The sequence below is a fragment of the Amycolatopsis alba DSM 44262 genome, from assembly GCF_000384215.1.
In the GTDB taxonomy this organism is placed as follows: Bacteria; Actinomycetota; Actinomycetes; order Mycobacteriales; family Pseudonocardiaceae; genus Amycolatopsis; species Amycolatopsis alba.
In genome coordinates, this window is record NZ_KB913032.1 from 5,768,731 (window position 1) to 5,781,847 (window position 13,117).

Annotated in this window: 11 protein-coding genes; 5 read left to right on the forward strand and 6 right to left on the reverse strand. The window is 69.1% G+C overall.

Features of this window, described 5'->3' with window-relative positions; translation table 11 throughout:
- Nucleotides 1-45 precede the first annotated feature (45 nt).
- On the forward strand, nt 46-945 hold the full coding sequence (locus AMYAL_RS0127270) for a LysR family transcriptional regulator (RefSeq protein WP_020634446.1): 900 nt from the start codon (nt 46-48) through the stop codon (nt 943-945).
- Here the strand turns inward: AMYAL_RS0127270 and AMYAL_RS0127275 are convergent.
- Nucleotides 925-2,367 carry a peptide ABC transporter substrate-binding protein gene (locus tag AMYAL_RS0127275; protein ID WP_084702159.1) on the reverse strand — a complete coding sequence of 481 codons (1,443 nt, stop codon included), beginning with the start codon at nt 2,365-2,367 and terminating at the stop codon, nt 925-927. The genes AMYAL_RS0127270 and AMYAL_RS0127275 overlap by 21 nt on opposite strands.
- A 124-nt stretch (nt 2,368-2,491) precedes the next feature.
- Between AMYAL_RS0127275 and AMYAL_RS0127280 the strand changes: the two genes are divergently transcribed.
- The 4 genes from AMYAL_RS0127280 (at nt 2,492) to AMYAL_RS0127295 (ending at nt 6,080) form a co-directional block, all read left to right on the forward strand.
- Nucleotides 2,492-3,829, forward strand: coding sequence for an LVIVD repeat-containing protein (locus AMYAL_RS0127280; RefSeq protein ID WP_020634448.1), 1,338 nt, complete (start codon nt 2,492-2,494; stop codon nt 3,827-3,829).
- Nucleotides 3,830-3,843: 14 nt separating this feature from the next.
- Complete coding sequence (locus tag AMYAL_RS0127285) at nt 3,844-4,281, forward strand: hypothetical protein (RefSeq protein WP_020634449.1); 438 nt, start codon at nt 3,844-3,846, stop codon at nt 4,279-4,281.
- Between the two features lie 67 nt (nt 4,282-4,348).
- Complete coding sequence (locus AMYAL_RS0127290; protein WP_020634450.1) at nt 4,349-5,425, forward strand: hypothetical protein; 1,077 nt, start codon at nt 4,349-4,351, stop codon at nt 5,423-5,425.
- A 67-nt stretch (nt 5,426-5,492) separates the two neighbouring features.
- Nucleotides 5,493-6,080 (forward strand): DUF6518 family protein, encoded by a 588-nt coding sequence (locus tag AMYAL_RS0127295; RefSeq protein ID WP_143267840.1) that lies wholly within the window; start codon nt 5,493-5,495, stop codon nt 6,078-6,080.
- Here the strand turns inward: AMYAL_RS0127295 and AMYAL_RS0127300 are convergent.
- From AMYAL_RS0127300 to AMYAL_RS0127320, 5 genes are all read right to left on the reverse strand, one after another.
- A complete protein-coding gene (locus AMYAL_RS0127300; RefSeq protein ID WP_143267839.1) occupies nt 6,077-6,625 on the reverse strand; it encodes a DUF4232 domain-containing protein in 549 nt (182 codons plus the stop codon). The two genes, AMYAL_RS0127295 and AMYAL_RS0127300, sit on opposite strands and share 4 nt — an antisense overlap.
- Before the next feature lie 142 nt (nt 6,626-6,767).
- Nucleotides 6,768-8,546 carry a choline/carnitine O-acyltransferase gene (locus AMYAL_RS0127305; RefSeq protein ID WP_020634453.1) on the reverse strand — a complete coding sequence of 593 codons (1,779 nt, stop codon included), beginning with the start codon at nt 8,544-8,546 and terminating at the stop codon, nt 6,768-6,770.
- Nucleotides 8,543-9,385, reverse strand: a complete 843-nt coding sequence (locus AMYAL_RS0127310) for a class I SAM-dependent methyltransferase (RefSeq protein WP_020634454.1) — start codon at nt 9,383-9,385, stop codon at nt 8,543-8,545. The genes AMYAL_RS0127305 and AMYAL_RS0127310 overlap by 4 nt, the downstream gene beginning before the upstream one ends.
- 21 nt (nt 9,386-9,406) lie before the next feature.
- The gene (locus AMYAL_RS0127315; RefSeq protein WP_020634455.1) at nt 9,407-10,258 is read right to left on the reverse strand and encodes a HalD/BesD family halogenase; all 852 of its coding nucleotides are present in this window, start codon (nt 10,256-10,258) and stop codon (nt 9,407-9,409) included.
- Nucleotides 10,259-10,408: 150 nt separating this feature from the next.
- Entirely contained in the window at nt 10,409-12,964 is a 2,556-nt protein-coding gene (locus tag AMYAL_RS0127320; RefSeq protein WP_020634456.1) for a bifunctional FO biosynthesis protein CofGH, read from the reverse strand.
- Nucleotides 12,965-13,117: the final 153 nt, after the last annotated feature.

Genomic DNA, 13,117 nt, shown 5'->3' on the forward strand with positions numbered 1-13,117 from the left:
GATAAGTCCAAGGCATAGATATCACCGCTCCGATAAACTCTCTTCATGACCAGCCTGCGGCAGCTCGAATACCTGGTGACCGTCGTCGACACCGGCTCCTTCACCAGGGCGGCGGAGTTGCTGCACGTGACGCAGCCCGCGCTGTCGCATCAGGTGCGCGCGCTGGAGAAGGGGGTCGGCGGGCCGCTGCTCGAACGCCTGCCGCGCACCGTCCGCCTCACGCCGATGGGGCGCGCCATGCTGCCGCACGCCCGCGCCACCCTCGCCGACGCCGAACGCGCGCGGTGCGCGGCCCGGCAGGCGTCCGGGCTGGAAGCCGGGGAACTGCAGATCGCCACGGTCTACTCGGTCGGTCTCGGTGTCCTGCCCGCCGCGTTGCGGGTGTGGCGCCGGGAGCGGCCGGAGGTCGACGTCCGGCTGGTGGAGTTCCGGCACGCGGACGAACTCCGCGACGCCATGGCGTCGGGTGAGGCCGATGTCGCGGTCGGCCCGGTCCCGCCGGGCTGGGACGGGCCGGTCCGCGAACTCGGCACCGAGGAGTTCGTCGTCGTCCTGCCGATCGACGGGCCCCGCGAAGACGACGGCACCGGCGTCGTCGACCTCGCGACCCTCGCCGACTGCGCGTGGGTGCACTACGCGCCGGGCAACGGGCTCGCCGATCTCGTCGACCAGGCCTGCGCCGCGGCGGGATTCCAGCCGAGGGCCGCGGTCCGGACCGAACAGACCGCGGCGGCCCCGGTGCTCGCGGCGGCGGGCCTCGGTCCCGCGCTGGTCCCGGCGAACGTGCTGCCCGAAGGCTTCCACGGCCGGGTCCTGCGGCCCGAACCGGCGATCCGGCGCACACTGGCCGCCTACTGCCGGAGCGCGCCCGACCCGCTGACCTCGGCCTTCATCGACGTCGTCGCGGGCGAGTGCACGCTCGGGCTACCGGAGGGTCACCGCTGAGAGATCGACGCTCCCGAACGTCGTCGCCTTCACCTCGCCCACCCGCTCCGCCCAGACTGCGTGCCCGTGCCCGGACCACAGTGGCGCGACCGGCAGATCCCGCAGCAGCTGGTTCTCCGCCAGACGGTAGACCTCGCCGCTGTCGGCGGATTCGGTCTCCTCGGCCGATTTCAGCAGGTCGGCGAACCCGTCACTGGTGTAACCGGTGAGCTCGACGATCTTGGCCAGCACCTCCTGCGGGCTCGGCGTCACGAGGTCCACGTCGATCGCGAACGGGCCTTCGCCGGGATCCGGGGAGAGCGGGACTCCGGCCGCCTTGGTGACCTGCTCCGCCAGCGGGCGCAGCCAGCGGGGCTGGAACTGTCCGAAGTGGACGGGAGCGGCGGGGAACTCCGCCTGGGTCAACAGGGCCTTCCCCGCCCCGGCGTCGAACGTGCACGGGCGGCAGGTACTGCTGCGTTCACCGGGGGCGACGGCGGGCGGCAGCAGGGACTTCGCCGGGTCCACCTGCTTGTCCAGGACACCGGCCTCCAGTGCGGCGCGATCGACGCCGAGTGCGAAACCGTGCCGGACGGTGGCTTCGGAGAACTGTGGCGCGGTCAACGGGAAACCGAGGTAGGAGACGTTCGGGAGCGCCCACATCACGTGCCGCTGCGCGAAATCGGCGTGCATCGCTTCGTGCCGCTCACCGGGGACCACGGTGGACAGATCGAGCTTCCCGGACTTGACGGCGTCGTACAGCGCCGTCGCGTCGCCGGTCTTCAGTTCGATCACGCGCGCTTTACCCGGCGCGTCCGCGACCCGGACCAGCTTGGCGCCCGTGGGCTGCCAGCCGCCGTCCATGCGGAACGGCCCGTTGCCGACGGGCTGGGCGAAGAACCGGATCCAGTCACGTGAGGCCAAGGCCGAAGCGGGCAGCGGGACCAGCGCGGGGGAGGAGAGCAGGGCGGGGATCTGCCCGGACGGCCGGTCGAGGACGAGCCGGATCGTCAGCGGGTCCGGCGCGGTGATCTCCTTGGCCCGCACCAGATCCTTCAGTACCTTCGAGCCCGCCCAGCTTTCCCCCGCCACTACCTTCCAGGTGTCCACATAGGACTGCGCGGTGACCGGGGTGCCGTCGTGGAACTGCCCGCCGTCCTTCAGCTTGACCGTCCACGTCGTGCGGTCGGTGCTGCCGATCGACTCGGCCGCGCGCGGTGTCGCCTTCCCGGTCACCGGGTCATAGTCCGCCAGCGGCGTCCACAGTGCGCTCGTGACGAGCCTGCCCGCCTGATCGCGGGCGTCCGCCGGGTTGGTGGAGACCGGTACCGGCAGTCCCACGCGAAGAACGTCCGGTGCGGGCGGTTCGCCGGATTCCGTGCAGCCCGCGGCGACCAGGGCGGCGACGAGGAACGGGGCCAGAAGACGCAAGCGCATGGTCATGTCATAGCAGTCCCGCCCCGACCAATGGCGGTTGTGCGGGCAAAGTGATGATCATAGTGTGCGAGCAAAGTGGTGATCATAGGATGAGGAACCGGCCTGGGAGGTTTCTGTGCGAGGAAACTGGTTGCTCCGTTCGTGCCTGGCGATCGCCACGGTCACCGCGACCCTGATCGCCACCGGCCTGCCCGCCGCCGCCTGCGGCGAGGAGGACAAGCCGGCGAGTGAGAAGGTCCGGGTCGCGGGGGCACCCGGCGCGGTGAAGAACGTCAAGGCCGTGGGCAACGTGCCCGACGCGCAAGGCGCCATCGCCATGGGCTTCCTGCAGTACGGCCACCGCGACGTCATGGCGGTTTCCGGCGAATTCGGCCTGAAGGTCTACGACCTGACGAAGAACCCCGCGGCGCCGAAGCTGATCGGCGAGGTCAGCCTGCCGGGACTGTGGGAGACCGAGGACACCGAGGTCGACGTCAAGCGCAAGCTCGTCTTCCTCGCGAGGGACCCGCGGGCCTTCGGCGGCACCACGAAGACCGGCGAGTCCGGCATCTACATCATCGACCTGAAGAACCCGGAAAAACCGGCCATCCTGAGCTACACCAAGGTGCCCGCCGGTCACACGACCAGCTGCGTCGACGACTGCCGGTACCTCTGGACCGGCGGCCCGGCGAAGGCCGCGAACCAGCCCGCGGACTGGGGTGGCCGCCCGATCTGGGTGACCGACATCCGCGATCCGCGCAACCCCAAGACGGCGCCGGATCCGATCGAACTCGCGCGCAACGACGGCAAGACCGACTACGTGCACGACGTCCAGGTCGACGACGAAGGCGTGGCGTGGGTGTCCGGGCGCGGCGGTGTCCGCGGCTACTGGACCAGCGGGTATCACCGCGATCCCGTGCAGGGCAAGGTCCGCCGGGCGACCGCGTTCCAGCCGATCCCTTACGCGGGCGGCGGGATCGAGGAGACGGCGGCGCCGTCGAAGTTCATGCACAACAGCTTCCACCCAGCGGGACACCGTTCGGCCGACGGCGCGGACTCGAACCGCTGGCACGGCCGCGACCTCATCTACGCCACCGAAGAGAGCTTCCTCGACGGCTGCGCCGGTGACGGTGTGCTGACGATTTCGTCGCTACAGAACTCGTACGACGGCGAAGGCTGGCGTTCGACGTCGGAGAAGCCGTTCCGCCTCAAGTCCGTCGGCACCTGGAGCGTCGCCGGGCAGGAAGGCAGCGACCCGACGACGGGTGACTGCTCCGCGCACTACTTCGACGTTCGCGGCAAGGTCCTCGTGCAGTCGTTCTACGCGCAGGGCACGCGGTTCCTCGACGTCAGCGACCCGACCGACCCGAAGCAGATCGCCTACTTCCGCCCGGCGGACGCCGCCGCGTGGGCGCCCTACTGGCACAAGGGTTACGTCTACGTCGCCGACAACACTCGCGGAATCGACATCCTGAAGCTCACCGCCTGAGCCAAGATGTCCCCATGCGCACCATGGGGAAGACGACGGTGATCACGGCCGCGGTCCTGCTGCTCGCGGCCTGTGACCCGGCACCGCCGGAAGAAGCGGCCGTCCACACCGATCCGGGGCCGGTCGCCGAGACGTTCCCGGAAGTCGGCGAGATCGTCGAGGCGTCCTGGGTCGAAGAGAAGATGGGCGCTCCGGAAGGCCGTGCCGCGGCGCCAGGGCCGACCGATTACCGGCTGTCCGCGGTGGTACGGCTGCGTGGCGACGCCGCCGCGAAGGTGCTGGACGACCACGAGTGCCATGCGGGTTCCCCGGCGGTGCCCGAGTCCTTGAAGGGACTCGTCCCGTCCGGGGTGAAGTGGCTTTCCTGCGAGCTGCCCGCGAACGGCAAGGCGCGGACCGCGTTCGTCGCCGACGGGGCGGACCAAGCGTTCCTCACTTCGACAACTATGTAACGAAGCTGTGGCGGGACTGTCGCGAGACAGTCACGGGAGCTGCATGATCCGTTCCTAGCTTGGCGTCATGACCACCTTGCTCGAACGGGAACCCGCTCCCGTTCTCGGGAAGACTCCGCGAAGACGGAGCCTCATCGCGCTGTTCGGGATCGCCGTCCTCGTCGCGGGATACACCGGGTTCCGGCTGCCGGGGGAGTGGGCGGCGACCCTGCAGGCCGTTTCCCTGACCGACGGTTTCCATCGCCGGTTCCTCGTGGGCACACTCCTGAAACCGTTCGGGCACGGCTACCTGGTCCTCGCGGTCGCGAGCTTCGTCGTCCTCGGCGCGGTGCTGGCGGCCGTGGCACTCGCGTTCTTCCGCAGCCGCACCGAAAGCCGGCGGCTGCTGATCGTCGCGTGGCTCCTGCTGCCGACCGGCGGCTATCTGTTCCACGAGGTCGGCTACCTCGACCAGACGCTGTATCTCCTGCTGCTCGGCGCGTTGTGGGCAGTGCACCGGAACCGGCCGGTGCTCGCGAGCGCGATGATGGCGCTTTCGGTGACGGTGCACGAAATCGCACTGCTCACCGTGCTTCCGGTGTTCGGTTTCGCCCTGCTGCGGAAGGTCCCGTTCCGGCGCGCCTGCGCGCTGCTCGCCCCGGCCGTGGTGCTCGGCCTGACGATCCTCGCACTGCCGCCTGCCGCTCCCGGCACCGTCGACGCTCTCCGGCGATCACTGTCCACAACGGACTTCAAGTACCGGGTCGACGCGCTGAACCTCTTCGGGCGCACCCAGGCCGAGAGCTGGCGGCTGTACTCGATCACCGGTGTGCTGCTGTACCTGCTGCCGATCGCGATCGTGGTGGTCGCGGGGTTCCTCTACCTGCACAAGCCTTCGTTCACCGCGGTGATCCCCGTCGCCGCGATCGCGGCACCGACGCTGCTGGCGTTCGGCGGCTGGGACGACGCCCGCTGGGGATTCCTGCTGGTGACCAACTTCGTGGTCGTGCTGTGGCTCTGGCTCGGCCGCCGCGAACTGAAGCTCCCGCAGGTGGCCGTCCTGACCACTCTGTTCCTGATCCTCACGCACGTCCCGATGCCGTACTTCGACGGTTACGAGCCGCGTGGGCTCACCCTGGTGGCACCCGTGGAAGACTTACGGTGATCAGCGAGGGGGACAAATGCCGGTCGAAGTGGGGAAGCGCCCGTCTGACTACTTCAGATTCCCTGATGTGGTGGCGTTCGTGGCCGGTGCCGCTTCCGGCGCGCTCGGTGCCTACGCCTACTACAGCGAGGCGTTGCGGCCGCTGGCGCACAGCTTCACCATCTGGATCGTGCTGATCGTCGCGGTCGTCCCCGGACTGCCCCGGCGGCGGGCGGTGGTCCGGGCGGTGTGCGCGCTGGTGGCGGCCGTTCTCGCGTTCTACGTGGGCAAAGCGGTGATGTACAGCATCAAGTACGCGGGCATGCCCTACACGATCGACCTGTCGAAGCTCGTGTTGTGGTGCGGGCTGGCGGTCGCCGGCGGTGTCGTCGCCGGGTTTCTGTTCGAGGCCTTGGGCCGGACGGATCGCCGCGGCACCGTGGCCACCGCGGCCGTCCTGGGTCTGCTGGTCGCCGACCTCGTCCGGCGGTCCGACCGCTTCGGTGTCGAAACCTTGCTGGTCGCGACGGTGATCGCCATCGTGTTCGTCGCCTGGCGGGGAATCCGCTCGCCCCGGCAAGCCGCCAAGGTCGCTCTTGCCGCGGTGCCGATGGGACTGCTGGGATTCGTGATCGTGTCGGCGCCGGACTTCTTCGAGGGGCTCCTGATCGGCTAGTGCTTGAGTGCGGCGTTCCAGGCCGTCAGCGTCAGCTTGCCGGTGGTCCCGAGGTCGGTGTCGACCGCGATCCGCTGCTCCGGGTCACCCTTGGCGGCCGAGACGGTCACATAGGCGCCCGCTTCCGGCGAACCGGCGGTGACGGTGTTCGACCACGAGATCACCGACAGCAGTGTCCCGCCGGGCTGGACCGTCTGCGGGCTGACCCCCGGATCGATCGCCATATACGACGACCCGTGCTCGACCTCGACGGTCATCGGCCGTTTTTCCTTGTCCAGCAAGCGGACTTCGGGATAGCCGGTGAGCGTGCGCGGTGCCGTGCCGCAGTTGGTCAAGGTCAGCACGACCGCGCGGTGCCCGAGCGCGACCTCGACCGGCCCGGACTTCACCGTCACCCCGGTGCCGAGGCAACCCGCCGGTTCGACCGTCCCCGGCTCCGGTGTGTGGATGGTCGGGATCGGCCGCGGTGGCGGCGGCGGAGGCGTACTGCACCCCGTCACCACCAGCGCCGTCCCGGCCACCATCAAGATCGCTTTCCCCAGCACCAGCGGATCCTATCGACCCGCGCGGGTGTGCCTGAAGGCCGCACTCGCGTGCTCGGAGACGGAACTCGCGTGCTCAGACGCCGCACATCCGAGTGCGGCCTCCAGGCACGCGAGTTCCGCTTTCAAGCACGCGAGTCACGCCTCAGGCCAGCAGCTCCTGCAACTCGGTTACGGCCGTGGCGAGTTCCGACGCGAACAGCTCCATCTCGTGCGCCACGTGCTTCGGCGTGCACAGGTAGATGTTGAGGCTGTCCGGTAGCAGCACGTACGCGATCCCGATGCACTGCGGGCTGGTCGACCCGAAACCGAAGTACCGGATGTTCACCGACGGCGCCGAGCTGGTGCTCAGGTAGTCGTTGCGCATCTTCAGCCAGCCCGGCGACGAGTACAGCGACGGGGAGTCCTCGACGCCGCGCCGCTTCTGGATCAGCTGCAGCTCCCACAGGTGCTGCTCCGGTGCGTCGCCCGCCTGGCACTCCTTCGCCCGCGTGACGTGCTTCGCGGCCGCCGCGCGGAAAGCCGCCTGACGCGTCTGCCGGTCGGCCTCCGGATCCTCCATCACCTGGACGAACCACAGCACCTCGGGCGTCACCACCCGCATCGCTTCGGTGCGCCCGTTCTGGTACTGCCGTGTCGCGATCGACTCGTACGTCGCTCCGGTGATCCCCTTCGCGCGCTTGTGCGCGAGCTGATACGCCATCTGCGCGAAGCCGTCGGGGGACATCCCCAGCTCCTTCGCCCGCTTCGCGCCGAAGTCGGTGAAGGACACCGTCTTCGTAGCGGTCGCGTCGGCGTACGCGGCGAAGGACGCGGCAGCGGCGCGGGCGTCTTCGCGGAGCGCGTCACCCAGGACGAACTCGATGACCTCGGACGCCGGGACGCCGTCGGCGGGCGGCCGCTCCAGCCGTGTCCCGCTGAGCAGCGCGTCGGTGAACCCGAGGATCGTGGTCCCGTCCAGTTCGCAGTGCTCGACGTTGATCCCCGCCGTGCCGTCCTCGAACACGATCAGCGAGACGGCCTTGTCGAACCAGCGGTTGCCGCTGTCGCCGTGCAGCAGCTTGTCGCACGCCTCCTGCGTGCCCGCCGGGGTGAAGTCCTCCAGGCACAGGCAGAACAACGCCGTCTCGATGTCGTCGAGCGCGGACGCGTTCCCGGCGGCCAGCAACGCCTCACGCGTCGCCGCCCACTCCGCCCTGGCCTTGGTGGTGAAATGCCCGGCGGCGGTCTCCGGATCCTCGACGAAGGTTCCCGACTTCACGATCGCCTGCAGCCCCGCGACCAGCTGGTCGGGGGAGTACGGGCGGCCGTCCGGCGCGATGACGTCCATCCGGAACGGGGTGTCGCGGTGGAAGACCACGATGTGCCGCGCCCTCGACGGCCCCGGCCAGTCCTCGCGGTACGGCGTCCGCGCGGTGTCCTGCACGGCGCCGGGGATCCGCGTCGCCGAGAACAGGAACTTGTTCTGCACCATCGACTGCGGCTGCCCGCGCAGCACGATCGGCGGCAGGAGTTCCTCGTCGAGTTTCAGCTTGTAGTCCACCGCCGACGCGGCCAGTTCGGCCGCTCGCTCCAGCTGCCCCAGCGGGGACTCGGAGAACAGGAAGAAGAAGTTCGCGTTGAGCGCGATCCGGTCGCGGCGGCCGAGATAGCGGTACGGCCAGAAGGTGTCGAGCCAGCTGCGGACGTCTTCGCGGCTGTCGTAGGCCTCCAGCGCGCTCTGCAGCTCGTGTGCAGGGCTTCCCGCCGCGAGGAACTCGGCGACGGCGCCTTCGGTCTCCGCGAGCTCACCGGGGGTGAGCAGCGGCGAGCACCACTCGAGGAACCGGCGGCAGGTGTCCTCCAGGCTGGGGACGGGGACCCGCGGCAGGACGTCCTCGTTGCCGAACGTGCGGGTGGACAGTTCCGGACTGCTCACGATCATCCTTGATCTCGAAGGGGAAGGGCGTTCAGCGCGGAGGCGAGCCCGCCGGCCGCGCCGGTCGGGCGGGAGACGAACAGCCGCGCGTACAGCCGGCCGTCGGCCTCCAGCCCACGCGGGTCGAGGCCCGCGACCGACAGATTGTTCAGGATCTGGGCCTGTTCCGCTTCCGAAGCGAACTTCCGCTGCCGGAAGACGCCGTCGATCCCGGCCGTCTCGTAGTCCAGTTCGCCGAGGCCGGCGGCCACCGGATCGTAGGAGAACATCCGCAGCACGAAATGCGCCATCCACGGCCGGTTCTCCTGCGCGATCCGGACGAGTGTCTTCTCGGTGACGTAGCCGACGCAGCCGGTCGAGATGACGATGTCGACATCGGCCAGCAGCGCGCGCTGTGCCTCTGTCGGGTCTTCGTTCTCCAGATCCGCGTGGATCGCTTCGTCGATGAAGCCCGCAGCGAGCGCGTAGTCCAGAGCAGGCGCGGAGGCGTCGAGACCGATGAAGCGGACTTCGTCGCTGACGGCGAGCCTTTCGACCATCCGGCGATCACGCGCGATCAGCTCGTCCCGGCTCAGCGACCCGGCGGCCGCGTAGTGGTCGTACAACCGCTCCATCGAGGTGTCGCATCTGTGCAGCGCGGCGTTGACACCGTAAGAGCAGCCGAGGTCGAGCACGGTCGGGACCTCGACGTCCCGCTCCGAGCGGTACTCGTCGATCAGTTTCGCGAAGTAGGCCTTGGCCTGCTGGGGGATGTCGTAGTCCAGTCTGCGCAAGGTGCCGAAGAAGGGACGGGGATCAGGCTCGGTGTAGATGTCGTCGAAATTGATCTTGCCGGTCGAATCCAAGGGCACGGCCAAGCTCCTGACTTAGTCGAGCAGCTGATCGCCCCGGACCGCCGCGGAAGCGACGTGTTCCGGCAGGACCCGGCCGAACAGTTGTCTCGTCCGCTCCGGACTGCCGATGACCCCAGGGCGCTCGCTGTACGCGAAGATCGCGGAATGGCGGGCGACTGCCCCCTGAACACTACTCACGCGGTGAAGGGCGAAGCGTCCGCGAAACAGCTGAAGATCACCGGGACGCAGCGTGAGGCGTCGGATCAGGTGACTCCCTTCGCCCGAAAGGACGGCATGGACGTCGTCGAAGTTTTCCGCCGCTTCGGAGCGGATGTTCGGGCAATATTCGAAGGCACCGCCGTCGGCCGCCTCTTGCGTGAGCATGCTGACGGTGTAGGAGTTGGTGTCGAAATGCCACGGATGCGAGCGGCCCGGTTCGATCACGTTGAGCACCAGGCCCGACAGCGGATCGGCGAGTTCGTGGAGCGCGGGGAGCTCGAAACAGTCGGCGACGAACCGCTGGAACTCGGGACTCGTGTACAGCTGCTGGATGATCGCGTTCGCGGGGATCCGGTCGCGCGCCACGAAGGCGTTGCCGCGCTCCATGATCGTGCGGCCGGGATGGTCCTCCGGTAACGGAGTGTCGATGGCGATGTTGTAGGCGTTGACGCGTTCGACCTTCGCGTACGCCTCCGGAGCGATCCTCGCGCCTTCCTGGCGGAGGACGTCTCTGAGCTCCGGGCGGATGAAGTCGGCCAGGACGCTGCAACCCGTTTCCCGCAGTTCGGCGCGGGTCCGGGAAACGATTTCGCGCCACGCCGGGCTTCCCGGTTCGGAGAGCGGATAGCGGGCGGTGTCGGCCACTTGGACTGCGCTCGCGGTCATCGACGTCCTCTCGGCTGCCCGGAAGTGATTCTCGGGTTTAGCACAGAAAACGCCCGCGACCCCCGCGCCTTGTGAGCGGTGCCACACGGAACGTGACGGCCCCCTTCCCCGCGCCTGTACGCGGTTCAGGGGGCCGTCAGGGACTTTTCGTCAGCTGGTGACAAGCGGCAGCAACGGCCGCCGGACCGCGGTCGCGACACCGTCGGACGCCTCGGCCGCCGCGATCCGTTCCGCCGTCGGCGTGCCGTACTCGGTGGTCCGCTGCCGCAGCGGACGGCCCAGCGGCTCGACCATCGCGCGCATGTCGCTGATCGTCTTGTACGACCCGTTGGCCGCGCCCGCCATCCGGCTGATCGTCTCCTCCATCAGCGTCCCGCCGATGTCGTTGACCCCGCCCCGCAGCACCGCGCGGCTGCCCTCTTCGCCGAGTTTCACCCAGGAGCTCTGGATGTTGTCGATCATCCCGTGCAGCAGCAGCCGGGACAGCGCGTGCACCGCGCGGTTCTCGCGCAGCGTCGTACCCGCCCTGGCCAGCCCGGCGAGGTAGATCGGGGAACTCTGGTGGATGAACGGCAGCAGCACGAACTCGCTGAACCCGCGCCGCCCGTTGCGCTCCAGGCCTTCGCGCTGCAACTTCGCCAGCAGCTTCAGGTGCCCGACCCAGTGCGCCGGGGTGTCGACGTGGCCGTACATCATCGTCGACGTCGTCGTGATGCCGAGTTTGTGCGCGGTGGTGACGACGTTGATCCACTCCGACGTCGGCAGCTTGCCCTTCGTCAGCACCCAGCGGACGTCGTCGTCGAGGATCTCCGCGGCCGTCCCCGGCAGCGAGTCGACGCCGGACGCCTTCGCCTGGGCCAGCCAGTCCTCGATCGAGAGGTTCGTCCGCGAAGCGCCGTTGACGACCTCCATCGGGCTGTAGGAGTGCAGGTGGATGCCCGGCTGACGCCGTTTGACCTCGGCCGCGAGGTCGAAGTACGCGGTGCCCGGCAGATCCGGGTGGATGCCGCCCTGCATGCAGATCTCGGTCGCGCCCGCCGCCCACGCCTCGTCGACCCGGTCACCGACCTGCTCCAGCGAAAGCGTGTACGCGTCGGCGTCGGTGCGCCGCTGGGCGAACGCGCAGAAGCGGCAGCCGGTGTAGCAGACGTTGGTGAAGTTGATGTTCCGCGTGACGACGAAGGTGACGTCGTCGCCGTTCACCTCTCGCCGCAGGTCGTCGGCGATCTTGGTGAAGGCGTCGAGTTCGGGCCCGTCGGCGTGCAGCAGCGCCAGAGCCTCGTCGTCCGACAGCCCGGCGGGGTCCTTTTCCGCGCTGCGCAAGGCATCCCGGATGTCGGTGTCGAACCGCTGCGGCGCGGTCTTGATGTTGCCCTTGATCTCGGCCCAGTCGCCGTAGACCGAGTCGAAGTCGCTGCGGCGGTCCTCGGTGCGCCCGACGGTGTCGACCTCGACGTGCAGATCGGTGCGCCCGGCCTCCTTCCAGCCGCCGTCCGGCTCCTGCCACGGGATGCCCACCGGGATCGCCTCTTCGATCGCCAGCCCGGTCTCGGTGTCGGTGAGCGGCGCGAGGTGCGCGTTCATCCGCGGGTCCAGCCACGGCTCGCCGGTCTTGACGTACTCCGGGTAAATCGGGAGCCGCTCGCGCACGGTGAAGCCGAGCGCCTCGGTGCGGCGCTTGAGCTCGTCGATCTGCGGCCACGCGCGTTCGGGGTTGACGTGGTCCGGGGTCAGCGGGGAGACGCCGCCCCAGTCGTCGATGCCGGCGTTCAGCATCAGCTCGTACTGCTGGCCGATCAGGTTCGGCGGAGCCTGGATGCGCATCTTCGGCCCGAGCACCAGCCGGGCGACGGCGATGGTCGCCGCGAGTTCTTCGAGGTCGGCGTCCGGGGTCGCGCGCATCTTCGTGTCCGGCTTCGCGCGGAAGTTCTGCACGATGACTTCCTGGATGCCGCCGTAGGTCTTCGCGACCTTGCGGATGGCGAACAGCGAGTCGGCGCGCTCCTCGAAGTTCTCGCCGATGCCGATCAGGATGCCGGTCGTGAACGGCACCGAGCTGCGGCCGGCGTCTTCGAGGACCCGCAGGCGGACGTCGGGGTCCTTGTCGGGCGAGCCGTAGTGAGGGCCGCCCTTCTCGGTGTACAGCCGCTTCGCGGTCGTCTCCAGCATCATGCCCATCGACGCCGAAACCGGCTTGAGCCGCTGGAAGTCCTGCCAGGTCAGTACGCCGGGGTTGAGATGCGGCAGCACACCGGTCTCTTCGAGGACCCGGATCGCCATCGCCCGGACGTAGGACAGCGTGTCGTCGTAGCCGTGCGCGTCGAGCCAGTCCTTCGCCGCCGTCCAGCGGTCTTCGGGACGGTCGCCGAGGGTGAAGAGCGCTTCCTTGACCCCCATCGCGGCACCCTTGCGCGCGATGTCGAGGACTTCGTCGGGGGAGAGGAACGGCGATTCGACGCGGCCGGGAACGGTCGCGAACGTGCAGTAGCCGCAGCGGTCCCGGCACAGCCGGGTCAGCGGGATGAAGACCGAACGGCTGTAGGTGACCACGCCCGGACGGCCCGCCGCGACGAGCCCGGCGTCCCGGACGCGCGAGGCGTGCTCGGACAGCGTCTTGAGATCGTCGCCCCGCGCTTGGAGCAGGATCGAGGCTTCGATGAGGTCGAGTGTCTTCCCGTCGCGGGCCCTGGCGAGCGCACGGCGCATCGCCGAGGTGGTGGGGGCGGTCGCGTCAGCAGGGGATGCCATTCCCGCACGCTATGGCCGGACTCGCTCCAGCTGCCAGTGCGCATCCCGCCACCCTGTCACCCACGTGGGTAAGCTCACCGTTTCCGCTGGTCAGGGCGCGATCCTGGTTGC